The 26,016-nt window shown below is 47.2% G+C and carries 24 protein-coding genes; 11 read left to right on the forward strand and 13 right to left on the reverse strand.

What is annotated here, in order from left to right:
• Positions 1–210: 210 nt before the first annotated feature.
• The 4 genes from QOS03_RS06950 to QOS03_RS06965 form a co-directional block, all read right to left on the reverse strand.
• The gene (locus QOS03_RS06950; protein WP_283575863.1) at positions 211–912 is read right to left on the reverse strand and encodes a DnaD domain-containing protein; all 702 of its coding nucleotides are present in this window, start codon (positions 910–912) and stop codon (positions 211–213) included.
• A gap of 176 nt (positions 913–1,088) precedes the next feature.
• Positions 1,089–2,387, reverse strand: coding sequence for an asparagine--tRNA ligase (asnS, locus tag QOS03_RS06955; protein WP_272214799.1), 1,299 nt, complete (start codon positions 2,385–2,387; stop codon positions 1,089–1,091).
• A gap of 24 nt (positions 2,388–2,411) precedes the next feature.
• Positions 2,412–2,930, reverse strand: coding sequence for a cell wall elongation regulator TseB-like domain-containing protein (locus QOS03_RS06960; protein WP_283575864.1), 519 nt, complete (start codon positions 2,928–2,930; stop codon positions 2,412–2,414).
• Positions 2,931–2,981: 51 nt separating this feature from the next.
• A complete protein-coding gene (locus QOS03_RS06965; RefSeq protein ID WP_283575865.1) occupies positions 2,982–5,825 on the reverse strand; it encodes a helicase C-terminal domain-containing protein in 2,844 nt (947 codons plus the stop codon).
• 184 nt (positions 5,826–6,009) lie between these two features.
• Here QOS03_RS06965 and mvk point away from each other — a divergent pair, with 184 nt between their 5' ends.
• The 8 genes from mvk (at position 6,010) to QOS03_RS07005 (ending at position 13,879) form a co-directional block, all read left to right on the forward strand.
• Complete coding sequence (gene mvk / locus QOS03_RS06970; protein ID WP_283575866.1) at positions 6,010–6,999, forward strand: mevalonate kinase; 990 nt, start codon at positions 6,010–6,012, stop codon at positions 6,997–6,999.
• Positions 6,996–7,976, forward strand: a complete 981-nt coding sequence (mvaD, locus tag QOS03_RS06975; RefSeq protein ID WP_283575867.1) for a diphosphomevalonate decarboxylase — start codon at positions 6,996–6,998, stop codon at positions 7,974–7,976. Before mvk ends, mvaD begins: the two co-directional genes overlap by 4 nt.
• Positions 7,977–8,002: 26 nt before the next feature.
• Complete coding sequence (locus QOS03_RS06980) at positions 8,003–9,106, forward strand: phosphomevalonate kinase (RefSeq protein WP_169462345.1); 1,104 nt, start codon at positions 8,003–8,005, stop codon at positions 9,104–9,106.
• Between the two features lie 72 nt (positions 9,107–9,178).
• The gene (gene fni / locus QOS03_RS06985) at positions 9,179–10,216 is read left to right on the forward strand and encodes a type 2 isopentenyl-diphosphate Delta-isomerase (RefSeq protein ID WP_283575868.1); all 1,038 of its coding nucleotides are present in this window, start codon (positions 9,179–9,181) and stop codon (positions 10,214–10,216) included.
• 220 nt (positions 10,217–10,436) lie between these two features.
• Entirely contained in the window at positions 10,437–11,633 is a 1,197-nt protein-coding gene (locus QOS03_RS06990; RefSeq protein ID WP_283575869.1) for an ABC transporter ATP-binding protein, read from the forward strand.
• Positions 11,633–12,283: an ABC transporter permease gene (locus QOS03_RS06995; protein WP_272214789.1), complete on the forward strand. Its 651-nt coding sequence runs from the start codon at positions 11,633–11,635 to the stop codon at positions 12,281–12,283. The genes QOS03_RS06990 and QOS03_RS06995 overlap by 1 nt, the downstream gene beginning before the upstream one ends.
• On the forward strand, positions 12,273–13,214 hold the full coding sequence (locus QOS03_RS07000) for an osmoprotectant ABC transporter substrate-binding protein (RefSeq protein WP_283575880.1): 942 nt from the start codon (positions 12,273–12,275) through the stop codon (positions 13,212–13,214). The genes QOS03_RS06995 and QOS03_RS07000 overlap by 11 nt, the downstream gene beginning before the upstream one ends.
• Positions 13,214–13,879, forward strand: a complete 666-nt coding sequence (locus QOS03_RS07005; RefSeq protein ID WP_169462341.1) for an ABC transporter permease — start codon at positions 13,214–13,216, stop codon at positions 13,877–13,879. The genes QOS03_RS07000 and QOS03_RS07005 overlap by 1 nt, the downstream gene beginning before the upstream one ends.
• A 158-nt stretch (positions 13,880–14,037) precedes the next feature.
• Here QOS03_RS07005 and QOS03_RS07010 read toward each other — a convergent pair whose 3' ends face one another.
• On the reverse strand, positions 14,038–14,916 hold the full coding sequence (locus QOS03_RS07010; protein ID WP_283575870.1) for an ROK family protein: 879 nt from the start codon (positions 14,914–14,916) through the stop codon (positions 14,038–14,040).
• Between the two features lie 146 nt (positions 14,917–15,062).
• Here QOS03_RS07010 and QOS03_RS07015 point away from each other — a divergent pair, with 146 nt between their 5' ends.
• Together QOS03_RS07015 and QOS03_RS07020 are read left to right on the forward strand one after the other, a co-directional pair.
• Entirely contained in the window at positions 15,063–15,662 is a 600-nt protein-coding gene (locus QOS03_RS07015; protein WP_283575871.1) for a TetR/AcrR family transcriptional regulator, read from the forward strand.
• 24 nt (positions 15,663–15,686) lie between these two features.
• Positions 15,687–16,121, forward strand: coding sequence for a Spx/MgsR family RNA polymerase-binding regulatory protein (locus QOS03_RS07020; RefSeq protein ID WP_169462338.1), 435 nt, complete (start codon positions 15,687–15,689; stop codon positions 16,119–16,121).
• A gap of 157 nt (positions 16,122–16,278) precedes the next feature.
• Here the strand turns inward: QOS03_RS07020 and QOS03_RS07025 are convergent, their stop codons facing one another.
• Together QOS03_RS07025 and QOS03_RS07030 are read right to left on the reverse strand one after the other, a co-directional pair.
• A complete protein-coding gene (locus tag QOS03_RS07025; protein WP_283575872.1) occupies positions 16,279–17,658 on the reverse strand; it encodes an RsmF rRNA methyltransferase first C-terminal domain-containing protein in 1,380 nt (459 codons plus the stop codon).
• Positions 17,659–17,702: 44 nt separating this feature from the next.
• The gene (locus tag QOS03_RS07030; protein ID WP_283575873.1) at positions 17,703–18,500 is read right to left on the reverse strand and encodes a Fic/DOC family protein; all 798 of its coding nucleotides are present in this window, start codon (positions 18,498–18,500) and stop codon (positions 17,703–17,705) included.
• 173 nt (positions 18,501–18,673) lie between these two features.
• Between QOS03_RS07030 and QOS03_RS07035 the strand changes: the two genes are divergently transcribed.
• Complete coding sequence (locus tag QOS03_RS07035; RefSeq protein WP_283575874.1) at positions 18,674–19,507, forward strand: Cof-type HAD-IIB family hydrolase; 834 nt, start codon at positions 18,674–18,676, stop codon at positions 19,505–19,507.
• A 121-nt stretch (positions 19,508–19,628) separates the two neighbouring features.
• Here the strand turns inward: QOS03_RS07035 and QOS03_RS07040 are convergent, their stop codons facing one another.
• From QOS03_RS07040 to QOS03_RS07065, 6 genes are all read right to left on the reverse strand, one after another.
• A complete protein-coding gene (locus QOS03_RS07040; RefSeq protein ID WP_283575875.1) occupies positions 19,629–19,985 on the reverse strand; it encodes a nitroreductase family protein in 357 nt (118 codons plus the stop codon).
• Positions 19,915–20,097, reverse strand: coding sequence for a nitroreductase family protein (locus QOS03_RS07045; protein WP_283575876.1), 183 nt, complete (start codon positions 20,095–20,097; stop codon positions 19,915–19,917). The genes QOS03_RS07040 and QOS03_RS07045 overlap by 71 nt, the downstream gene beginning before the upstream one ends.
• Before the next feature lie 204 nt (positions 20,098–20,301).
• Positions 20,302–20,964 (reverse strand): beta-phosphoglucomutase, encoded by a 663-nt coding sequence (gene pgmB, locus QOS03_RS07050; protein WP_006499227.1) that lies wholly within the window; start codon positions 20,962–20,964, stop codon positions 20,302–20,304.
• A gap of 12 nt (positions 20,965–20,976) precedes the next feature.
• On the reverse strand, positions 20,977–23,229 hold the full coding sequence (locus QOS03_RS07055; RefSeq protein ID WP_283575877.1) for a glycoside hydrolase family 65 protein: 2,253 nt from the start codon (positions 23,227–23,229) through the stop codon (positions 20,977–20,979).
• A 57-nt stretch (positions 23,230–23,286) separates the two neighbouring features.
• Positions 23,287–24,639, reverse strand: coding sequence for an SLC45 family MFS transporter (locus QOS03_RS07060; protein WP_283575878.1), 1,353 nt, complete (start codon positions 24,637–24,639; stop codon positions 23,287–23,289).
• Positions 24,640–24,924: 285 nt separating this feature from the next.
• Entirely contained in the window at positions 24,925–25,866 is a 942-nt protein-coding gene (locus QOS03_RS07065) for a LacI family DNA-binding transcriptional regulator (protein WP_283575879.1), read from the reverse strand.
• Positions 25,867–26,016 lie beyond the last annotated feature (150 nt).

Here is a 26,016-nt window from a genome sequence, read left to right on the forward strand (position 1 = left end):
CAAGCACAGATCGAGGCACTTGTCATGACGAATAATCTAGCAAAATTTGGAATGTTACAAACTAGCAATTGACGTAAGTATTATATCATAGTAGGCCTATCCATCCCATGACTAAAGTCACGGGATGGACAGGCATAATTAAAATCAAGAATTCTAAGATATCTAAATTGGTGCCGATTTGATTTTTTGACATGTTTTTGGGGATTTGGTCTAGTCATCAGGCAGCTTAAAAATCGGAATATTGGGAATCGGTCGTTTTGACTGATGTCCTTGCTGGATCTGGCGACTTTGGTAGCGTTGCTTATCCTGCTCAACTTCTTGAGGTGTCTTGAGATTATTTTTACGCCAGTTCAGCAGAATCGAGTCCATGTAGCGGAATCGCAAAGAGCCGTTGACGACTGCTTCTTTAAGCGCCAGTCGTACCATTTCAAGATCATAGTGGTCCTTATCCAGCCAGTCATTAACATAGGTAATCTCCATTGGCGTCAGCGGGCGGCCAAACTCACTTTCAATCTCTTTAAACAGCTTTTCACGTGCCGTAGCTTTTTTAACCGTCGTCTGCTGCGACTTGATCTGCCCATCGCGACCAACCAGGCGATTGATCATCGGCGAAAAGTCATAATAGGCCGTTTCCTTGCCTTCTTCATCCCGCTTCATTCGCTGGACCAGCAATTGATGCTCAGTCATCTGGTGAATCTGTTCATAAACGATGCGCTCATCGGTCTGCAGATTTTCCGCAATCCAGGTGATGCTTGGATTTTCAATACCCCGATCAATGTAGGACTTTAGTTCCAGATAAACCAGCAGCTCGCCACTGGTCATTCCAATCTCGCGGTAGTGATGAAGCAAAAGATTGCTGATTGACGTTTCGCCGGCCTGCAGATAGGAAAACAAAAAATCCTGCGCTACCATAAGCATCCCCCTTTTTTTATTCGTGCATGAACCATTTTAGAATAATCAAAGCCGGTTGTACAAGTCTCAAATTTGTGACACCAAATTTTTTCAAGCGCCTACCCTAAAAACCACTAAATCAAAAAGATCGATGACCAAACTGCCATCGATCTTTTATTGTTTGGTTTATCTGCTGACTATGGGTAGATTCGGTTCAGCAGACGAGGGAATGGGATAACCTCGCGCAGGTGTTCTTGCAAGCAGATCCAGGTCAAGAAACGTTCCAGACCCAGACCAAAGCCGCTGTGTGGCACCGTACCGTATTTGCGCAGGTCAAAGTACCATTGATAGTCGTCAATGTTTAGGCCTGCTTCTTTAGCTGACTCAACCAGCGTGTCGTAGTCGGTTTCACGTTCCGATCCCCCGATAATCTCACCATAACCTTCTGGGGCCAGCAAGTCGGCACAGACATAAACGTCATCACGCGTTGGGTGGCCCTTCATGTAGAATGGCTTGATTGACTTAGGATAGTTCAAAACAAAGACCGGCTTGCTGAAGTGGTTGGCCAAGTAGGTTTCTTCTGGTGAACCAAAGTCATCGCCCCACTTAACGTCCATGCCGGCATCCTGCAAGAGCTTGATTGCTTCATCATAGCTGATGCGTGGGTATGGCGTCTGCGTAAATGGTTCCAGCGTCTTAGGGTCACGACCAACGACTTCCAGTTCCCGGCTGCAGTCCTTGATTACGGCCTTGATCAGGTAGGCAACGTATTCTTCTTGCAGCTGCAGACTTTCTTCTTGATGCATAAAGGCCATTTCTGGTTCAATCATCCAAAATTCGATCAGGTGACGGCGCGTCTTGGACTTTTCGGCACGGAAGACCGGACCAAAGCTGTAGACCTTGTCAAATGCCAGTGCGCCGGCTTCTTCATAAAGCTGACCAGATTGGGAAAGATAAGCGTCACGATCAAAGTACTTGGTCTTAAACAAATCGGTCGTACCTTCTGGAGCATTGGCCGTCAGAATTGGGGCATCGATCTTGGTAAAGCCATGTTCACCGAAGAATTCGTAGTTGGCGCGAATCACACGGTCACGAATCCGCATCAATGCATGAGGCTTGCTGGAGCGCAGCCACAGGTGACGGTGGTCAAACAAAAAGTCAACCCCGTGTTCCTTGTTGCCGATTGGATAGTCAACGCTTTGACCAATCAGTTCGATGTCTTCGATTTGGATCTCGTAGCCAAACTTGGAACGGGCATCCTCATGAATCTCACCCGTAACCCAGAAGCTGCTTTCTTGGCGCAGCTCATGACGGGCCATGTCAAATACTTCTGGCGTTACGTCGTTTTTCCGCAAAATGCCTTGGAAAAATGCCGTCCCGTCACGCAGCTGCAGAAAAGCGATCTTACCACTGGAACGCTTGTCAGTCAGCCAGACACCGATTTTTACGCGTTCATTGACGTGTTTTGGTGCATCAATAATGTTGATGATTTCCACAAAAAATTCCTCCAAACAATGTAACTATAAATTGTTGATCTGTTGCACAAAGCTGCCCGTCTTAAAGTTGATCAGGTCATAGCAGAGATTACCCTTTTGATTAAGGTAGGTAACTTCCCAGACTACCTTGTCGTTAAAGATCCCTGGTACGGCCTTGAGCACTTTTTTAGGATGCTCATTGCTCTTAACCTGGGCAAGTGCCTGCTGTTTGGTTAATCCCGTGCTTTGCTTGACGATCCGTACTGAGCCGTTTTTCTGCGGCACGATGACCAAAATCTTTTGGCCCTTGTTGTTTTTACCCGCAACCGTGTAATAGGTATTCTCGCGATTGTAGATATAAAAACCGGTCCGGGTCTTTAAATTGGCATAGCGCTTGGCAATTGAGGTTGCCTGCCTTTCCGCCTCAGCCTTAGGATGATTACCGACAGCATAGATGCTCCAGCCAACCAAAAAAATTAGGATAATCAGAATCAGCAGATCACGAAGCACCCGCTTCGATGCTCCACGACTGCGTTCTCTTTGTACCTCGCGGCGACTTTGCATAGCGGCCTTCCTTCCTAATTCAATTCAGTATCTCTTGCATTATAACAAAATCTATTGGCGCTGCGTGGCTCGTTCATGGTTTTTTAAGAATTTTTTTGTTGCTTCGATCACTGCAACGGTCTCAATCTCAGCTACGGGCATCATCTCTGGCAATGCATGCAGAATCGTCTTACCATAGCGCCGCTCACTCAAGCGAGGATCCAAGACGACGGCCACGCCATAGTCATCCGGCGTCCGTAGCAGCCGACCGATTCCTTGGCGCATCCGCATCGTCGCCTTGGGCAGCTCCAAGTAATAGAACGGATTGATGCCTTTTTCCTTAAGAAGACTGCTTTGGGCACGATTAAGGATTTCTTGAGGCGAATCAAACGGCAATCTGGTAATAATCAAAAGCTGCAGCTGACTATTTGGCAAGTCAATTCCTTCCCAAAAACTGGCTGCTCCCAACAAGACCGAATTTTCACCAGTGGCAAATTGTTTCAAGAGCTTTTCGCGATTACCGGTAATCCCTTGGGCCAAAATGTCGCGCTGATTAAACAGATCCGTGCTGCGCAGCTGACTGTAGACTTGTTCGACCGTTACCAGCGAATTAAACAGGATCATGGTCTGGCACTGAGTCTCATTGGCCAAGCGGTAGATGGTCTGGCTAAGATAATGAATATATTCGCTGTTATCGGCATCGGCAGGCATTGGCGCATCCTTGGCAATCAACAGCCGGCTGTTTTGCTGATAGTTGAACGGCGACTTGAAGTGCTTGACCTTAACGTCATCACGATTCAGATCCAGCTGCTGATATAGATAATTGGAACGCTTAGACGTAAACAGCGTTGCCCCAACAAACAATGCTGGCTGAAAGTATGGATAAATCTGCTCGCTTAAATAGTGACTGGCGCTTAAAAGTCCGCCACTGAGTTTCATCGTGCTGCGCTCATGCGACTGCTGCACCGTCAACCAGAAAACAGCTGCCGTGCTGTTTTGATCCAGTACCCGCACGTATTCATGCAGCACCTCATCAGCTACATTTAAGGCGGCTAACTGCGTGACAAACTGACTCATCAAATAACGATCACTGACCAGCCAACTGTCACTGCGCGAATCAAAAAGATGGGCAAGCGCCGAGAAATGCAGCTGCACGCTGGCCAATGCCTGCTCAAGATTCATCATAACCGGACCGGCTGCATCCAAAAGCGCATACAGTCGCTCATTGCTGATAACCTGCTCGATGATTTGATCATCCTCACCAACAGAGTTCATCATAAAGCTGCGATAGAGTGCCTCTTGGAAGTCCAGAATTGATTGATCAAGCTGCTGCAGATCACCTTGAAGCAGCTCAACGTTATAGCTGCCCAATGGCAATTGTGCAAAAACATCAATCAAATTACGATCGCTGCCCTCTTTAACCAGGCTTTCCAAAACGTGCGCTGCCGTTGTTAAACGCTGAAAGTCCACGGTTTGCCGTGCCTTTTTCAAGATGCTGCTGCTCAGATGCTGGGCCTCGTCAACCACTAGATATGGCTGCAGCGTTCCTTGGCTGAACTCGGCTGCATGGGCGGCTAAATAGGCATGGTTGGTAATTATAACCGTTGCATGCTGCAGCTGGCGGTTGCGTCGTACCAAGAAATCATCTTTAATGAACGGATTATCTGGATTCAAGGTTCTCAGCCCATGATGGCGAATCTCTGTAAAATAAGGCGACTGTTGCGCATTTAAGTTCAATTCATCCATATCGCCACTGGTTGTCTGCAAAAGCCATACTAAAATCCGAGCCTTAAGCAACTGAACGAGTTTGGAGTCCTCAACAATACTCAGCGAATGGGCAAACTTAGCCAGGTCCAGATAATGATCGTTGCCTTTTACGACCACGCTGGCAACCGTAAATGGCAAAATCGCATTAAGCTGGGGCATTGACTTTTGTGCAATCTGCTGCAGCTGGAGATTGGTTGCCGTTGAAACAACGACCTGCCGATCCGGATAAGCCTGATAGACCATCGGCAATAGATACCCTAAAGTCTTCCCTACCCCAGTACCAGCCTCGATGATCATCGGCTTTTGCGAGTCGTGAGCATAATGGTTATAGATGCTGTTCATCATCTTGGACTGGGCAACCCGAAACTGCAGATGATTGCCAAACATTTTCTCTTTGGCCTTTTTGGTTACCGGGTAGCTATTCTTGTCTCGTGCCAATGGCGTTGCTGCCGGCCGTGATTTATGAAGCACCAAGCCGTTGGCAACGTATAGATCGCTGCTGAGTGGTTGAGGATGGTGACGCCTTTTTTCCAGCTCTTGGTCAAAAATCATTGCAGTCTGCTTTGGCAATTGCAGCTTCATTTTAACCAGACTGTTTAAGGTCAAGGTTGGCAGCTCATGAGCCTTTTTCAAAAGATCGATCAAAAGCACTGCCGTAGCCTCGGCATCGCTAGCGGCACTGTGCGGCTGATCGTGTTCAATCTCAAGATAGGTACTCAAATCGCGCAGCCGAAAGCTTTTGGCAGTCGGCAGCAGAATCTGAGCCAGCGTCACCGTATCAATAGCCGGGATTGCCAAAGCATGATGCCCGGCACGCTCAAATTCGGCATTTAAAAACGGAAAATCAAAATTGACGTTATGCGCGACAAAAATCGTATCGCTCAGCAGACTCTCCAATGTATCTGCTACGTCATCAAACCACGGTGCATCGTGCACGTCGGCATTGGTAATCCCCGTCAGCTGTTCGATGGTGTGGGGAATCTTGGTTCGTGGATTGATTTTGGTTTCAAACTGATTGATAATCTGGCCTGCCTGAACCAGCACGCAGCCAATCTGGATAATCCGATCGCCATGCTTGACACTGGTACCGGTAGTTTCCAAGTCAACGACCGAATAGATCGGCTCGCGCGTGTTTGACTGTTTTTTCACTTGTCTTCACCGTGCTTCGTTATATTTCTCACCACCATAATACTATTCATTTGTCATCTTGACCATTGTCGCATGTTTGAATCATTGCCAAAAATTCGTAAGAAGTCTAAAATTATTAACGTTTTTACCAGATTATGTTTAAGAAAATATAAAATTCTTTCAGCCATCCCTAGATTAGGTTAAGATGGATAGAGAAACATTTTTGAAGAAAGTAGGTTTCAGATTGAAACAGCAAGGTATTGGGGAAAGTCACGCCAAGATCATCTTGATTGGCGAACACAGCGTTGTCTATGGTCAGCCGGCAATCGCACTGCCACTGCCCAACGTCCAACTTAAGGCAACGCTCACTGCTGATGCAACAACATCAAGTCATGTTGTCAAAAGCAGTTGGGCCCAAGGAAATTTAACCAGTCTGCCCGAATCCATGGCAGGCATTCAAAAATTAATCAGCACTCTGATGGAACGTTTCGATGGTCAAGACGATGGCTGGACTTTGGAGATCGAGAGCATGCTGCCAAGTGAACGCGGCATGGGATCTTCAGCCGCCACTGCCATTGCCATCGTACGGGCCTTTTTTGATTTATATGAAACGTCATTAGACCGGGCGACGCTGCTTAAACTCGCTGATGTTGAAGAACAGATCACCCATCGCAGTCCCAGCGGTTTGGATGCGGCTACGACCAGCTCTGATCAGCCAATCTATTTTGTCAAGGGACAGCCCGGCCAACCGATTGAGCTCAACTTGCATGCTACGATGGTCATTGCCGATACTGGTGTCAAAGGTGCCACCAAAGAAGCCATTATGGCGGTCAGAGAATTACTGGCTACCGAACCGCAGACGACGCAGAATCGCTTAGAACACCTGGGACAGTTGACAAAACGTGCTCAGCAGCTGCTAAGCAGAGATGATGCCGATGAACTGGGAAGAGTCTTGAACCTGGCTCAAGATGAACTTTCTGAACTCAACGTCAGCGATGAGTCGCTTGACCATCTGATTCGCATCGCGCGGCAAAACGGTGCTCTTGGTGCTAAACTCACTGGTGGTGGTCGAGGTGGCTGTATGTTTGCTCTAACCAAAACTGCCCTAGGTGCGCGCAAGCTGGCTGGGATTCTAAAGGATCATGGCGCCGTTGCAACCTGGATTCAGCCACTGGCAAAGGGGGATGAAGAATGACAAGTGCCACTGCCCGTGCGCATACCAATATCGCATTGGTCAAATACTGGGGAAAACGCGACAGTGAGCTGATGCTGCCGCAAACCGACAGTCTCTCATTGACCTTAAGCGAATTTTATGCCGATACAAGAGTTGAATTTTCCAATCGGCTGGACCACGATGAGCTGATCATTGATGGTCAAAGCATTAATGACAAAGGACTTAAAAAAGTACAAAAAGTCTTGGACCTGGTTCGAAAAATGAGTCATATTGATCTGGCAGCGCGTGTCGAATCAGAAAACCATGTTCCTATGGCAGCCGGTCTGGCCAGTTCGGCTTCAGCCTTTGCTGCTTTAGCCACGGCCGCCAGTACTGCTGCTGGTTTAAAAATGTCGCGCCGTGATCTGTCACGGCTGGCCCGGCGCGGATCTGGTTCAGCCACGCGCTCAATTTTTGGAGGACTGGTTGAATGGCATCGCGGCATCGATGATCTGACCTCATACGCAGAACCCATCATGGAAGAAGTTGATTTTCCAATTGAAATGATGGCAATCTTATTAAATACCGAGCAAAAAAAGGTTTCCAGCACGCTGGGCATGCAGCATGTCGTTGAAACCTCCCCTTACTATCCAGCCTGGCGAGAAGTCGTGGCAGCTGATATGCAAAAGATCAAGCAAGCCATTGACAAGCACGACATCAATGAGATTGGCCATATTGCTCAAACCAACGCGCTGCGCATGCATGCATTGAATCTGGCAGCTGATCCTGGTTTTACATACTTCAATGATGCAACGCTCAAGGCTATGCATGCAGTTGATGACTTGCGCGCCAATGGTACAAACTGTTATTATACGATGGATGCGGGTCCGAACGTGAAAGTCATTTACGATCGGGCCGACCGTAATAAAATTCAAGCTGCCCTGTCCCCACTGTTCGGCGCCGACAATCTGGTCGTGTCCCAGCCTGGACCAGGAACAGTCTTATTGGATCAAGAATAAACCAATATTGAGAGGAATATGGAAAATTGATTACTGCAAAAGCTCCTGGCAAACTTTATATTGCCGGTGAATATGCCGTCGTCGAAAATGGCTACCCAGCAATTCTGGTTGCATTAAACCAGTTTGTTACCTGTTCGATCAAAGTCAGTCCTGCCGATACGGGACGAATCATCAGCGAACAGTACCACGAAAACTCCCTGCTCTGGCGGCGGCAAGGCGATAAGATGGTCGTTGATCAGCGTGATAACCCATTTGCCTACATTCTTTCCGCCATCAGCGTCACCGAAGAATATGCGCGCAGCCTGGATCGTCAGCTGCAGATCTACGACATCTATATTGACAGTCAACTCGATTCAGCCAATGGCAAGAAATATGGTCTGGGCTCCTCAGCCGCGGTTACAGTTGCCACGGTCAAGGCACTGTGTCTTTTTTATGATCTGCCGGTTAACAAAGACAAACTCTTTAAGCTGGCTGCGATCGCTCATTTCGCTGTCCAAGGCAATGGCTCATTGGGGGATGTGGCAGCTTCGGTATATGGCGGTTGGATCGCGTACCACTCGTTTGATCGGCAGTGGCTGGCTGAACAGCGCCAATACCTGGATCTGCCGACGCTGTTGGAACTGCCATGGCCAGATCTAAAAATTGAATCACTGACTGCCCCAGCTAACCTGCAGCTTTTGATCGGCTGGACTGGCAGCCCGGCCTCAACTTCGCGGCTGGTCGACAAAATCTCTTTGTTTAAGGCCCGCCAGCAGGATAAGTATCACCATTTTCTGGAAGAAAGCAAGGCCTGCATTCAGCGCATGATCGAAGGCTTTCATCATGCTGATCTGGATGTAATCAAGCGTGAGATCCGCAAAAATCGCGATCTGCTGAAAAATCTGGGGGCCAATTCGGGAGTTCAGATTGAAACGCCGATTCTGCATGAACTGTGCCGAATTGCCGAGGATTTCGGTGGCGCGGCCAAGACTTCTGGTGCTGGCGGCGGCGACTGCGGCATCGTGGCGATTGATGGTCATGCCGATCTGGATGGTCTCTTAGCGGCTTGGCAGAATAAAAAAATCGAGCAGCTGCCGTTAGCGGTGCATTTTGTCGATTCAATTCGCCGCTACAAGCTAAAGATCAAATAGTCAAAATAATTCAGCTCGCGCGCCGCAGTTTCGTGACGCGCGAATTTTATGCACCCTACCAAGGAGGATTCTATGGAATCGCTGCAAGCGCATCGTAAAAATGAGCACGTCTCACTGGCCGAAAAGCTCTACCAGCAATCCCACGCCAGTCATCCCTTTGATCAGGTCCGACTGATTCACCACAGTCTGCCGGAAATGGCCCTGAGTCAGGTCGATCAAAAGGTCAGCCTAGGTAATCTGTCTTTGAATGCACCTTTTTATATTGAAGCCATGACCGGTGGCAGCAGGCAGACAGCCAAGATCAACGAGCGGCTGGCAATTTTGGCACACCGGCATGGCCTCGCAATGGCAACCGGATCTTTAAGCGTGGCCTTAAAGGATTCTAACGCCAGAGACTCATTTGCCATTGTCCGGGAAAAAATGCCGACTGAACCGGTAATTGCTAATGTTGGCGCCGGCGTCAACATTGACCAGGCAAAAGAAGCCATCAACATCCTAAATGCCGATGCGATCGAGATTCATCTAAATACTGCCCAAGAGCTGGTCATGCCGGAAGGAGATCGTGAATTTTTCTGGCAAGACCGTATTAAACAGCTGGTTGATGGTCTCGATGTCCCGGTTATCGTTAAAGAAGTCGGTTTTGGCATGGATAAAACAACGGTTGCTTTATTGCAAGACCTTGGCGTCAAATACATTAATGTCAGCGGGCGCGGTGGTACCAACTTTGCCGCGATTGAAAATCGACGCAATCATGAATTTGATCTTTCAATGCTCAACGATTGGGGACAAACAACGCCGGAATCGCTTTTGGAAGCTCGATCCGTTAAGCATCCAGATGTCGCAATTATTGCTTCTGGCGGCATCACCTCCCCACTCGACGTCATCAAAGCTGGTGCGCTGGGGGCCAGTGTAGTTGGCGTGGCTGGCCATTTTCTGCACACGTTGCTGAATGAAGGCGACGATGCCCTTGACCGTGAGCTGACGATCTGGCAAGAAACCATCGCACGTCTGTTGACACTGCTGGGCTGTCATAATTTTGCCGAGCTGACTCAGGCCGAGGTGGTTTTAAGTCCTGAGTTGATCAGCTATGCAACTCAACGTGGCTTATAACCTAGTTACAAAATACTATTTTGACTTATTAGAATAAAAATCCCCTATTTAATTAACTATTTTTACCGGATATTTTCTTGAAAACGTTCACTTGCGCGACAAGTGGACGTTTTTTAAGTAATGACAATTCAACGTATCGCTCCTATACTAAGAATAGTGAGGGATTCCTAATTATTTGACTGGAAAATTCTAATTTTTGACTGTAAGGAGGATGATGCATATGGCTGCTAAACCACCAATGGTCGAATTTAAGAACGTCTCCAAGATCTATCCAGGAGGCAAGGTGGCAGTTGAAAACATTAATCTGCGGATCGAGCGTGGTGAATTCGTCTGCTTCATTGGAACATCTGGCGGGGGCAAGACGACGACGCTGCGAATGATCAACAGTATGCTGACACCAACCAGTGGCGATATTTTCGTTGATGGCAAAAACATCCATGATATTGATCCAATAGAATTGCGCCGCAGCATTGGCTATGTGATTCAAAATATCGGTCTGATGCCACACATGACGATTCGTGACAACATTACCCTGGTACCTAAATTATTGAAATGGCCCAAGGAAAAACGCGATGCGCGGGCAAAAGAACTGATCAAAATGGTTGAGTTGCCAGAAGATTTTCTGGATCGCTACCCTTCTGAGCTTTCAGGTGGTCAGCAGCAGCGAATCGGGGTTATTCGAGCATTGGCTGCCGATCAGCAGATCATCTTGATGGATGAGCCGTTTGGTGCTCTGGATCCATTGACGCGTGAAGCTCTGCAGCGGCTGGTCAAACGCTTGCAGCAGCAGATGGGACGAACCATCATTATGGTCACGCACGATATGGATGAGTCAATTCGGCTGGCTGATCGAATCGTGATTATGGATCAAGGCCATATCATCCAAAACGCCTCACCTGATGATATCCTGACCCATCCTGCCAATGAGTTCGTAGCCAACCTGATTGGCCCAGAGCGTCTCCGTCAGGCCAAGGTCAACCACTTGACGGCCGAAGAGATCATGCGGCCAAACCCAATCAAGATTCACGCTCAACAAACGCTTGGCGATGCCTTATCAGAAATGCACGAACACCACGTTGACAGTCTGATGGTAGTTGATGATGAAAATCATCTGACTGGGATTCTTGACTTAAAGACGCTGCGCAACCAGCAGCAGCCGCAGTTGATCATTGACGACATGAAGCACACGGTCCCGGTTAAGATCCAAGAAAATGAGCGACTGCAGATGATTACGGAACCGCTTTTGGAACGGAATTGGGAATACGTTCCCGTAGTCGATGAGCAGAATCACTTAAAAGGCATCATTACTCGATCAGCACTGGTTGACGTAATCTATGACGCCGTCTGGGGAACCACTGAAAATCCCCATCCAGCCAAAGACCAAGCCCAGGATCTAAAAGAGGCAGGTGAGCAATAATGATGGCATTCTTGCAAGCACATGGGACCGAGCTGATCGTCAAAACATGGGAGCAGATCTATATTTCTGCGATTTCGCTTGCTTTGGGAATCATTGTTGCGGTACCACTGGGAATTGCTTTAACCCGTTGTAAAAAAATTGCCAAATTGGTGATTGGCCTTGCCAGCATGCTGCAGACCATTCCTTCTTTGGCACTGCTGGCTCTAATGATTCCAATTTTGGGAATCGGTGTGAAGCCGGCAATCGTTGCCCTATTTATTTATTCGCTGCTGCCAATTCTGCGCAACACTTATGCCGGCATGGAAGATGTCGATCCAACTTTGATTGACAGTGCCAAGGGAATGGGGATGACCAACTGGGAGTCGATTCGGATGGTCGAACTCCCCTTGGCCCTGCCCGTCATCATGGCCGGAATTCGGCTGGCCGCCGTCTATGTAATTGCCTGGTCAACGCTGGCATCCTACATCGGAGCTGGCGGTTTAGGGGACTTTATCTTTAATGGGCTGGACCTTTATGAGCCTGATTTGATTATTGGCGGTACGATTCCAGTTACCATCTTGGCCCTGCTTGCCGACTGGCTGTTAGGAATCGTTGAGCGCAAACTCACACCAGTGACGAGTCGAGGGGGTGTGGCTGATGATCAAGAGTAAAAAACTCAAGCTGGGCGCCCTATTTTTAAGCGTCCTAACCCTGATGATCGGGATTGGCGGCTGCAGCAGCTCGTCAAGCGAATCCACCTACTACAAGCCCAAAACGCTGCGGATTGCAACCCAAAGCTCAACTGAATCTCAAATCATGGGCTACATGCTCAAGGACTTGATTGAACACGATACCAATTACAAGGTCAAGATGGTCAGCAACCTGGGGAGCTCATCGGTTTCACATAAGGCATTACAAAACAATGATGCCGATATCATGGCAACCAGCTATACTGGCACTGACCTGACAGGGACTTTGGGGATGCCAGCCCAAAAAGATCCTAAAAAGGCAACCCGTACCGTTGATCGTTTGTTAAAGGAACGCTATGACGAGATTCGTTATCCATCATATGGCTTTGCCGACACCTATGCCTTTATGGTGACGCATGCCAATGCCAAGAAATACAATCTTAATACGGTGGGCGACTTAAAACCGGTTGCCAGCCAATTGACAGCCGGGGTCGACAGTTCCTGGATGAATCGTAAAGGCGACGGCTATAACGATTTTGCCAAGGTTTACGGTTTTAAATTCAAGCGCGTCTATCCAATGCAGATCGGATTGGTCTATGATGCGGCTGAGCAGGGAAAAATGCAGGTCATTTTAGGTTACTCAACTGATGGACGAATTCGTAGCTATAACCTTAAGATTTTAAAAGACAATCTGCATTTCTTCCCACCCTACAACTGTTCATTAGTCGTTAGAGGCGTTATTATTCGTCACGATCCACACCTAAAGAAGGTTCTGCATCGGCTGGATGGCAAGATCAGTCTTTCAACCATGCAAGAGCTCAACTACCAGTCCGATGACGAGCTGTTGGAGCCGGCCACGGTTGCGCATCGTTTCCTGGTTAAGCACCACTACTTTGAAGGAGGCAACAACTGATGAAAGGTCTGAGTCTTTGGCAGCAGTTCTGGTACTATCTTGGACATAATGGCACCTATGTTCTGCAGCAGTTCAATCATCACTTTGCCATTTCGGTCTACGGCGTTTTACTGGCAGCCGTAGTCGGCATTCCGCTTGGTATCCTGATCTCGCGTCATCATCATCTGAATGGTCCAATCATCAGTATTGCCAACATTATTCAAACCATCCCTTCTTTAGCCATGGTTTCAATGCTGATGCTGGTCTTGGGGCTAGGCACGCAGACGGTTATCGTAGCTAATTTTCTATACTCATTGCTGCCAATCATCAAAAACACGGCGGCTGGTCTCGACAGTGTTAGTCCCGTATCGCTGGATGCCGGTCGTGGGCTTGGAATGACCAAGTGGCAGCTTTTAACCATGGTTGAGATGCCGCTTTCGGTTTCCGTTATTATGGCCGGGATTCGTAATGCCTTGGTTGTTGCCATCGGGATTACGGCAATCGGTTCATTCGTTGGTGCCGGTGGTCTGGGTGACATCATCATTCGGGGGACCAACGCAACCAACGGCGGGGCCATTATCTTGGCTGGTGCTTTGCCAACCGCTTTGATGGCGATCATTACCGACTGGGTACTTGGCTGGGTTCAGCATAAGTTGGCACCCCACACCGCTAAAAAAGCTGATTAATTAAATATCAATAATTTAGGGTCCAGCTGCCAATATGCAAGCTGGACCCTATTTTGTGGTCTTTGATATTTCCTGGGGAATTTCTGCATTCACTTTTATTTCGGCCAAAATAAAAGAATCACGATGGCAGTTGCTGCATCGCGATTCTATGTAACTGATTATTTATTAAGCAGTTTTTCTGCTAAAGCAAAGTTGCCAAGCGTTGCCGAACCATTGCCAGGAACGCTTGGGTTGGTGATGTATTCATCCAGATCACCGACTTCCAGATAATCGTTGTAGAGCTGCTTAAATTGGACACGTACCTTTTCCATAAAGTGAGGACGTGAAACGCTGCCTCCAAAGATTACCCGTGCTGGCCGCAGAATCGATGTTACCTGCATGACTGCCTGAGCTGCATAATAAGCCATGATGTCCCAAACGTGATCATCATCGCTGACGTCCTCGCCACGCTTGCCGAGCCGTGCCTTAAAGGTTGGACCACACAGCAGCCCTTCCAAACAGTCACCATGATATGGGCAGATGCCAGTAAAGTTTAAATCATCGGGATGCCGCTTAACCAAAACGTGACCCATTTCAGGTGCGCCAACGCCACCAATAAAATGACCATCCTGAATGGCACCGGCACCTACACCAGTCCCAATCGTGTAGTAGACCAAGTCAGCTTTGGGCAGCTGATCCTTTAAGTTGATGTATTCACCGTAAACCGAGCCGTTGACATCGGTCGTAAAGTAGATTGGCAGGTTCTGTCCCAGGCCACGCTTGAGCATCCCAACAAAATTACAGTCGGACCACTTGATTTTAGGCGTATCGGTAATGTAGCCGTACTTGGCCGAATGCTTGTCGATGTCGATTGGGCCAAAACTGGCAACACTCATTGCCTGCATTTCCGGATACTTTTTAAAGAATGCAACGCAGTTACCGATTGTGGTTGCCGGATCAATCGTCGGAAAAATTGCCTTGTCGATTACTTCATATTTTTCATTGCCAACAGCGCAGACAAACTTAGTCCCGCCGGCTTCAATACTGCCAAGTAGCATGAATTTGATCCCTCACTCGCTAAAAAGATTCTATTTTTTGTCATTCGTTTAACAATATAACGCTTTCTTGAATATTCAACAAGTTTTTCATAACTTTTTTCAGGATTTTATTGACTTTAACTAAATGATCATTTAGTATAATTATCATGAGAGAAAAAGACCAAACCAAAAAAGAAAAAATCGTCCAAGCCGTTTTTGAAATCGTCGATCACGATGGTCTTGCAGGGCTGTCATTTGGTAAGATCGCCAAGTGGGCCGGTATCAGTTCCGGAACTCCGTACGTGTACTATCGCGATAAAACGGACATGCTCTCACAAATCTACATTGCTACCAAGCAAGAACTAGAGTCGGGCTTAGATAATCGACTTGCTAAATCGAACTCAACCAAAGAACAACTAATTACCTGCCTCGAGTATTTTGCTCAGCAGTATATGAAATATCCTTTGCAGGCCAACTACATCATGGCCATCCATGCCGCACCCGAGTTAATTACACCGGCTGCCAGACAGGCCGGCGCATCATTTGCCCATAATCTAAATGAACTGTACTGTCAGCTTTGTTATGAAACCAAAGCTGCTGCTACCGCCGATAATCAAACCCTGGTTGGTGCCTTACTGTTAGGTCCAATCATGTGGCTCTTGCGTCAAGCCAAGCTGAATGGCACTCAAGTCAAAGACACCCAGATCAAAAAAGTCGTTCGCATCTCGGTCAATGGCCTGTTTGAGGAAAATAATCACGAATCCTAACATATGAATAAGAGGAAACTGCCTATGATCAAATTTTATTTTCATACTAATAACCCAGCCAAGCGTCGGGCAGAAAAATGGCTGACCAAGCACAGTCTTGATTTTCAGTCTCGCAATCTGAACAAAGAACCGCTAACCCGCGATGAAATCCTCCAACTGCTGGAGCTCTCACCGGACGGTACCGAAACTTTGGTATCCGAGCGTTCAAAGGCAACTAAGGAATTATATGCCAAGCATCCTACACCAACTATGAATCAGCTGATCGAGGCCATCCAAAACACGCCACAAATTCTTAAAAGTCCATTAATCGTTAGTGGTCATAAGATGCTAACGGGCTTTAATGCTGACAAAATGGGCGTCTTGGTACCTCATCAGCAGCGACGGCTGGAGCTTTCTCGCCTTTTGGGCAAGTTGAATGGACGTGGCTCAAATCAGGCTTTGCAATTAGCATATAACTAAATTCAAGAGGTTGGAAAAAAACTAATTTTTCTGGAAGATAAAGCAACTTTAATAATAGAAATGGCCGAAGATCAGCGTTTTAAGTCACGCAATCTTCAGCCATTTTTCTGTTTTGAGACTTTATTCCCAGCACCTTCAATTCGGTTTGTCTCGGTTTTTAAAAGCGAAGACCTTTTGGATAGAAATTCTTTAAAGTCTGACCGACCAGCTTCCCCCAGCCGCAGACATGTCCCTCACAAACCAGCAGCTTCCAGCCAGGCTTCCCGTCGCTGATTGACAGCGTATCACCGTGAACATACTGACGCCATTGGTCATGATTAATTATCAAGACATTGGCTGTCTCACCTGGCTGACTGGCCAATGCCCACGCCAAAGCCGGCTCAAACCGATTCTTTTTAAACGTACCCAAATGCAGTCCTGGCCGCAGTACCGTCATTTGGCTGATATCATCAATTCCCTTAGGCAGATCATATAACTGATCGCCATAAGTAAGCAGATGATTGACCTGATAGCTTGGCATGGTTTCTCGGGCGAACTTTTCAAATAATTCACGCTGCTCTTTGGTAATAGCACTGCGACTGTTGCCTTTTTTCCTGTTCTTTTTGTTTTTCTTTGCTGATGGCTTTGATCCGGCTGTTTCAGACAAATCGCCCTGCAAACGGAACTTGGCGATAAAATGTCCCTCACCTTTAAGATGGTGTGGGAATAATCTGACTGCCTTAGTCAATTCAGGATTGCCATTACCCCATTCTGGTCGACCGTCGTCCATCCCTGGGTATTTTTGAATCGGCTCCATGGTCAGATCATAATTGTCCAAAAGCCATGCTGCGTTTTGCTCATCTTCTTCTGGAGCAAACGTGCAAGTCGAATATACTAACGTTCCACCAGGCTTGAGCATCTTCATGGCTGAGCTCAAAATCTTTTGCTGACGGTTGGCGCACTCGCTTGGATAATCCGGTGTCCAATACTCGATCCCCGCCGGCTCCTTGCGAAACATTCCCTCACCAGAGCATGGTGCATCCACTAAGATGCGATCGAAAAACTGTGGGAACTGTTTTTCAAGTTCAGCCGGACTCTCATTCATCACAATAGCATTCTTGGCTCCCCAACGTTCCAGGTTTTCTGCCAAAATATTGGCCCGTTTACGAAAGATTTCGTTGGCAACCAGTAAGCCCTCATCATGCATCTTAGCAATTAGATGCGTGCTCTTGCCGCCTGGCGCCGCACACAAATCCAAAACCCGTTCACCAGGCTTTGGATCAACGACTTCGCCAACATACATGGCACTGGGTTCTTGACTGTATACCCAGCCAGCCGTATGATCCAGCAACTTGCCATCAACCTTTCCAAACCAGCCATCCGTGACGTATTCAATCTTGCCTTGTGCGGTTTTGATGGTGGCAGTCGGCTGACCATTTTTTAGTGGATTGATCCGAAAACCACTGTAGCTTGGCTGATCAAATGAAGCCAAAAAAACATCCGCCTCATCGCCTAACAGCTGACGATATTTTTCAATAAAAGCAGTTGGTAGTTTCACAAAAAAATGCTCCTCGTCATAAAAGTATCCTTACTATTATAGCATTAATCAGCTGCCAAAGCCGTCAGATGAATCTTATGGGTCAAAACCTCGATTTTTGAGTCATACAGCGCTTGAATAAACTCATCATCCTCATCGTCATAGTAAAGATACTGTCCCTTTTCATTCGCCAGCAGTTCAATAAAGATGCGAATTGCCCGACCATTGCCTTCTCTAAATGGATGCAGATAGTTCAGTTCATCCAACAGCCTGGCATATGCAGCTGATTGAGGCAGCGTTTGTTCTTTTAGATCTGTGATTACAGCGTTAATCGAGCGAATGCCATTGTCAAAGACATTTGGCGGCAAAAAAAGCGTCTGCTGCTTGGTCAGGTTATAGTTGCGCAGCTTGCCTGCCCAAGCATACAAATCACCAAACAGCGCTTTGTTGATGCGGCAAAGATCATCAACGTCATCTACCTTAAAGCCTCTTTGCAAAATTCTTAAGCCAACCAAGGAACCCTGCATAAATTCATGCTCATCCAGATCAGCTTTATCTTGAATCCCCAGCTTGTTCTTCAGCGTGCCGTTTGGGTACAGAAAATCCCGATTCAAAGTCTTTTCATCAGTAATTGCTGGTTCAGCAACCGGAATAGGCCAGTGACGCAGCCGATCTAATTTCCCATCCAATTCATGCTGCGGATGTTCATACGCATCTCCCAAAAGCCGAATCTCTTCTTCGGTTGGCTCCCATCCTTCCACGGCACTACTGACAACCGTTGCCGCCAATAATTGAAACTTGCGTGGATTGCGAAACTCAACGCCACCAATCCGATGGGCCTTGCGATTAATCAAAGCAGACATTTCGTCATCTTCCTTTCTAGATCTAATTAGGGTAATTGTAGCGCGGCTTTTGCCAGTTCAACAGTCCTTTAAAACATTAATCCACGATTGTCTTATCGGTTTCGGATAATTTGCGTTTACCTAGCGATTCTCGATATAATTTAACCAGATATTTTTTCGAAAGGACGAATTAAATGAAGCAACATTTGATTGCCATCGACCTGGATGGTACTACGCTCAACAATCAATCTAAATTAACGCCTAATACGATTAAGACTCTGCGTACGCTCAGTCAGCAAGGACATCTGGTTTCAATCGTCACTGGGCGGCCGTATTTAATTTCTGGACACCTCTACGATCAGATTGGACTTAAGACACCAATGATCAACTTCAACGGTGCCTTGGGCCATATTCCACATCGCAAGTGGGCCGGTGAATACGCGGTCAACGTTACTCGCGAAATGACACTTGATCTCTTAGCCCATAAACAGGAATTAGGAATCAAAATGGTGATTGCCGAGGATAAGTACCACGTCTGGGCTGATCATCCCAGCAACGAGCTGCCTGAGTTTTTACCCGCCAAATTGGCACCGGAACAGATCCTCAATGAACATAATTTAAACAACGATCCAATTGCCCTGACGATTCAGTTTGATCCGGCCAAAAAAGACGCTATTTTGGCCGCTGTCAATCAGAAATACGGTGATTTTGTTGAGCCACGCGTCTGGGGCGGACCATATTCAATTATGGAGCTGATTCGACGCGGCACGCATAAAGAAGCCGGTCTGCGCCATTTAGTTAAAGAATACCAGCTGAGTGCTGATCAGATCATTGCATTTGGCGATGAGCACAATGATGCCGAAATGCTCAGCTATGCCGGTCGTGGGGTTGCCATGAAAAATGCGGTTGACGATATAAAACAGATTGCTGATGACGTAACACCGCTCGACAACGATCATGATGGCTTGGCTAAATATCTGCAGGACTATTTTCATCTTGATGCCGCTAAACTGCAACTGGCAGAATAAACGATCATTCCAATACGTACACGTAAAAACAGCGTTGCTTCAAGCTATCAAAGCTTGCGGCAACGCTGTTTTAGTTTAGAGCAAGATTATTTTATTTCCTGGGAAATCAAGATAATCAATTTTAGCCTTCTTTGATCCAATTAACGGGTATCCGTTTGATATCAATATCACGGGTCGTCAGTTTTTCTTTGGTATGACCCAAAGTAACCGCGAAGCAAGGCGTCATCCCGGCTGGAACTACCGCTTGCGGCAGCGAGGTCAGACAGGCCATGTTATAGTTGGCGGCCAAGCCTTCATTTTCAGCAGCCAGCTCCATATTATGCACGATGATCCCAGCATCAACAAACTCTAGCTGGCCAGGATCTGGTGATGAAACAACAATCAAAGTTGGCGCTTGATAGATATTTTTAATCTGCTTTAGCGTCTTGGGATCTTGAATCACCGTCAGCTGATGATTGCTGTATTTTCCCAAAGCCAACTGGACTGGCTTCGGCGGCCAGCAGAATTGGCTGCAGCTCTTCACTGGTCAGCGGCTGATCATCATACTTGCGAAAGGCATGCCGAGATTGTACTAAATCCATAAATTGCATCTGGTTCATCCCCTTATCAAAATGATGTTTTACCTTTAGTTTAGCACCAATTTGATGGACTAATTAACGATCGGCACGAATAATTTAATCTATTCGAGGCTACTCAGTTTTTTTCAACCGACCATCAGCAAACAAAAATGGCCCACGAAACGAATTCGCGGACCATTTTGAGAGAGAGAATTTTTGATTCAAAACGAATTTTGACTAGTCGAGTTGAGCCTTGATTGCTTCCAGCGTAACGTCCTTGGTTGCGTCAAAGCGAATGTCAGCATCATCAAGACCGGCACCAATACCGATTGAAAGCTCGCCAGCATCATTGATGGCTTGCACACCGGCTTGGGCATCTTCCAGGCCAGCCACGTTGGCTACAGGCAGGTTCATCATTTCGGCAGCCGCAATGTAGATGTCAGGAGCTGGCTTACCATGCTTAACCGAAGCTGGGTTGACGATTCCATCAAAGTAGTCGCTTAACTTCAAGTACTTCAATACCTTAGGAGCATTCTTGGAAGCCGATGCCAATACCATTTGATAGCCTTTGGCACGAATATCATCCAAGAAGGCCTGCATGCCTGGTAAAACATCAGCTGGCGTCAAGGTTTCAACCAGACGCAGGTAGTTGTCATTCTTTTCAGCAGCCAATGCTTCTTTTTCAGCTTGCGTATAGTCATTTTCGTGACCACCAGCCTTCAGAATCAATTCCAGAGAATCCATCCGGCCAACACCCTTCAAGCTTTCCTGCAGTTCAGGCGTCCAAGTCGTACCTACCTTGTCAGCCAGTTGATGCCAAGCTTGCGTGTGAAAACGAGCCGTGTCGGCAATAACGCCGTCCAGGTCAAAAGCAAAACCCTTCAGATCTTCAAACTTCATGTAAAATGCCCCCTACTTCAGTTCCAGATCCTTACCAGCCAGATCAATGGTCAGTGGTTCACCGGATACGAGTGATACGTGCGTGCCTTCCTTGTCAACCAAGACCTTGATGACGCGGCCACGGAAGACTTGCGTGAATTGGTATGAATCCCACTTCTTAGGCAGGAATGGTGCATAGTGCAGCTTGCCTTCGCGAATCCGCATGCCGGCAAAGCCTTGTACAATGTCTAACCAGCTACCAGTCATGGAAGTGATGTGCAGACCATCAGAAGTGTCATTGTTGTAGTTATCCAGGTCAAGACGTGCGGAACGGCCATACAGTTCAACGGCTTTGTCTTCGTAACCCAAGTCAGCGGCAATAATGGAGTAGATCGATGGTGACAGGCTTGATTCATGAACCGTGTATTGTTCATAGAAGTCGAAGTTGTGCTTCTTTTCCTCTGGCGTAAAGTCGTCGATAAAGTCCCAGATACCTTGGATAACGTCACCTTGCTTAACATATGGTGAACGCAGGATCTTGTCCCATGACCAGTGTTGGTTGATTGGCAGTTGGTCGCTAGGAATGTCGGCAACTGGCTTCAGGTCTTTGTCTAAGAAGCCATCGTTTTCAGGGAAGATGTCGCGTTCCTTGTCGTATGGCAGGTACATGTTGTCAACGATTGCTTGCCACTTGCGCTTTTCGTCGTCCGTAACGTTAAGCTTTTCAGCTACGTCAGCGTCAACTTCCTTGAGCACTTGCAACGTGTACTTGAGCGTCCATTGGCAAAGAAGGTTCGTGTACCAGTCGTTGTTAACGTTGTTATCGTATTCGTCAGGACCGGTAACGGCATGCAGCATGTACTTGTTTTGACGTTGTGAGTAGTGAACCCGGTCAGCCCAGAAACGAGAAATTTCAGTCAGAACCTTGGCACCTTCATGCAGCACGTAGCTCTTGTCGCCCGTGTAGTTGGTGTAGTTGTAGATTGCGTAGGCAATGTCACCGTTACGGTGGATTTCTTCAAACGTGATTTCCCATTCGTTGTGGCATTCGATACCGTTGAACGTAACCATTGGGAACAGCGCACCCTTCAAGCCTTGTTCTTGGGCGTTGACGTAAGCACCGTCCAGTTGGTCATAACGGTACATCAGCAGGTTACGGGAAATCTTAGGATCGGAAACACCCAGGTAAACTGGCAGACAGTAGGCTTCAGTATCCCAGTAAGTAGCACCACCATATTTTTCACCAGTGAACCCTTTAGGACTGATGTTCAGGCGTGAGTCGTTACCGTAGTAAGTTGAGAAGAGTTGGAACAGGTTGAAGCGAATCCCTTGTTGAGCTTCGTCATCGCCATTGATTTCAACATCGGCCTTGTTCCAGCGTTCTGCCCAGCCAGCAACGTGGGGAGCCAGCAGATCATCAAAGCTTTGACCATCCAGTTGACCAGCTAATTCATCCAGACGAGCAACCAGCGCTTCTTGGGTGTCAAAATCACGTGAAGTTGCGACAACGGAACGCTTTTCCAATTCAACTTCAGCACCAGCAGCCAGCGTCCCAGCAAAGTCGTTTTCAGCTGTCTTAGCGGTCGTGCCATCGCCAACATGTTCCAAAGTCGTCTTGGTAGTAGTCTTTACCCCAACCGTAAATTGAGGCGTGCCGAATGGGTTTGGCTTCGTCTTAGAAACCAACAGTGCGTGTTCGCCGGCTGCCTTTTGTTCCAACACATCCCAGAACTGTTCATCGTAGTTGGAGTCTTCGTTGTAAACGTCACCATTGATAACGCTGGCAACTTCCAGCTTGGCTTCAGCATTGCCCAGGTTCTTGACGTGCAGACGCTGACCAACCAGTTCCTTTTGCGCTACGCTGATAAAACGTTCAAACGTAAAGTGCAGCTTGGCACCGCTAACTTCAGCCGTAAATTCACGGGTAAAGATTCCCTTCTTGAGGTCAAGGTCCAGCTTGAAGTCAGTTGGTGCCTGCTTAGCCAGATCCAGCTGTTCGCCATTAACCTTGATCGTCAGCTGCAGGAAGTTGGTGCCGTTGATCATCTTACCAAAGTACTTTGGATAACCGATCTTCCACCAGCCGACCCGCGTCTTGTCTGGGAACCAAACGCCACCGTAGTAGACACCTTCCATCTTGTCGCCAGAGTAGCCTTCTTCAAAGAAACCACGCATCCCGAGGTTTTCGTTGGCCAGACTGGTCATTGATTCTTGCAGGCGTTTGTCTTCAGGAGCCCACTTGGTCGTTACGATATTCCAAGGAGCGACGTCAAAAGTTCGTTTCATAAGATATTATCCTTTCTCAATCTCAATTAATTTCTAAAGTTGCAAAATCAGTCAAAACTAAGCAGCAAACGTTTCCTTGATGGCGTTAACGGAGAATGCACCGATTGCCATAACGACCCCACCCAGCAGCAGCATGTGTGGTTGGGAGTTGCCCAACATTGGGTAAAGGAAGAAACTGCAAAGTGAAGCAACAATCTGTGGCAGACAGATCGAACAGTTGAACAAGCCAAGGTAGGTACCCATGTGCTTACCAGACAATGCGTTGGTAACGATCGTCAATGGGTAAGTGTTGATCCCAGCCCAGCCAATACCAACCAGTGCGTAAGACAGGATCAAAGCGTATTGGTTGGAGAAGAAGCAGACCGTTGCGAAACCAACCGCGCCCAGCAGCAGTGATCCCATGTAGCCAGCCTTGTGGTACTTGTTAGGCAACTTGGCCAATACGTAGGACCATACAACAGCGGCAATTGACTGAACAGCAGCCATTACACCATACCAGTTACCAGCAGCCTGGTAAGCAGCAGTACTTGCGTTGGTCGTGTGCCATACGTTTTGCGCAATTGCACCGGCTGAGTAAGTCCACAGGTACTGGAAAGCAAACCAGCAGAAGAATTGTACCAGTGAAACCGTCCAGAAGGCCTTTGGGGCGTGCTTGAGCAATTCAACCCAGTTACCGCCTTCAGTGTTGTCGGATTCCTTGATACCATGGTACTTAGCATAGGTTTCAGGGTCATATTCCTTAACGTGGGTCATCGTCAAAGCACTGGTACAAATCAGCAGAATAGCACCAATGTAGAAGGCCCAGCGAACCGAAGGAGGAACAACACCCTTAGGAGCCGTGTTCCGCAGACCAAACCAAGTCAGCAGGAATGGGAAGATGGCTGCCAGAACGGAACCAATGTTGTTCAGCAGACTCTGAATACCATAAGCATAACTCTTTTGATCATCGTTAACCATGTCACCAACCATCATCTTGAATGGCTGCATGGCAACGTTAGAAGACAAATCCAAGAAGGCAACGGTAATCGCACCAAACATCAATGCGGCAAACGATCCATACCCAAATCCAAGACTGCCTGAGTTTGGCAAAAGCAGCATAACGATAACGGCAACGATCGTACCAAGCATCAAGTATGGCAGCCGCCGACCACCAAGCTTTGGTGCCCAGGTCCGGTCAGAATAGTAACCAACAATTGGCTGTACGATCATACCCATTAATGGTGGCAAAATAAAGAACCACCCAAGACTGTTCGGGTCGGCCCCAATCGTTTGGAAAATCCGACTCATTTGAGAACTTTGTAAAGTAAAGGCCGTCTGTACGCCAAGAAAACCGAAGTTAATCATCCAAATCGTTTTCTTGGACAAATATGGCAAGCCAGAGGTCTGTTTCTTTTGCTCTACTTCACTCATGACTTAAAACTCCTATCCTAAAAACCTAAAAAATCCACTTAATAAATAATTGCAAGTCGTGTAAGCGCTTCATGACTTTTAACAATTTATAATATAACAAATGAATTCGTTTTCCGCAACCGTTTGCACACAAATTTATGCAACCGATTGCGCAAAAAGATAAAAGAAATGCCGGTCCATCAAGGAATGAACCGACTAAAAAATTTTTAAATATTTTTGGCTTCTATTATAAAGAACCGCCCAATCGTTGCTGTATCCAGTGACACAATGACATGCATTCAGCTGCTAGTCAATTCTAAATGCCACAAACGCGTGCTGAATGTTTGGATTGAAGAGCAATTCAACTGCCTTTTTACCCAGCTCATGTGGCCGTAAATCAACCTTCTCCACATCGGGCAGCAGCATGCCTAAAAGCTTGCTGTTGTTAAAACAGATAATCGGCAATCGATCCAACAAGTGCAGCTCTTGGAGTTCATGATTAAGCTTTAAGAACAAAATGTCATCAGCGCATACCAGCCCATCAACGTTGGGATGCTGAGCAAAAAATTCGCTGGCTGATTGTTTGCCATAATACCAATCGGCTTCTGGCAAATGACGCTCTGCCAAACAATTCTCATAGCCCAAGCGACGATCCTCTTCATACTGCCAGTGATTTGGTGAACTGACGTATGCCAGATGCGTAACGTCATGATTGATCAAAAGCTGCTTGGTTGCTGCATAACCAGCGGCCACATTATCATTATCGACATAGCGATCGTTTTGATGGCGCTCTGGATGGCCAATAACCACAAAATTATAGCCATGCTCACGCAGATAGGCTGCCACTGGATCATGCTCCAAAGTATAGAACAATAAAAAGTTGTGAATCTCGGATTGCAGCACCATCGACTTGACGGCGCGCAAAAGCTTTTCTTGCGTAGGTGCCAGGGCCACGACCATCGAATAGTCGCGTGACTCCAGCGCGGCGGCAATCCCCCGCATCAAATCAATATGAAACGGATTAGCTGGCGCCTCATCGGTCGTTACCGGAAAAACCAGCCCGACCATGTTGGCCTCGCCCCGCGTTAAATTACGAGCGGCATAGTTGGGATGATAACCGATTTCAGTGGCAATTTTTTTGATTCTTTCTCGCGTAGCCTCGCTGATTCGCGGATTATCATTCAAGGCTCTTGATGCCGTAGAGACCGAGACCCCCGCACGTGCCGCGATATCTTTGATTGTTGCCATGAACAAGCATCATGCCGATTCAAGTAGTCTTTTTCTGGGCTGGCAAAACAGGCATGATTCTCCTTTCATTCATTATACGTCAATTGCTAGTTTGTAACATTCCAAATTTTGCTAGATTATTCGTCATGACAAGTGCCTCGATCTGTGCTT

This window comes from Limosilactobacillus pulli (assembly GCF_947381555.1).
GTDB lineage: Bacteria > Bacillota > Bacilli > Lactobacillales > Lactobacillaceae > Limosilactobacillus > Limosilactobacillus pulli.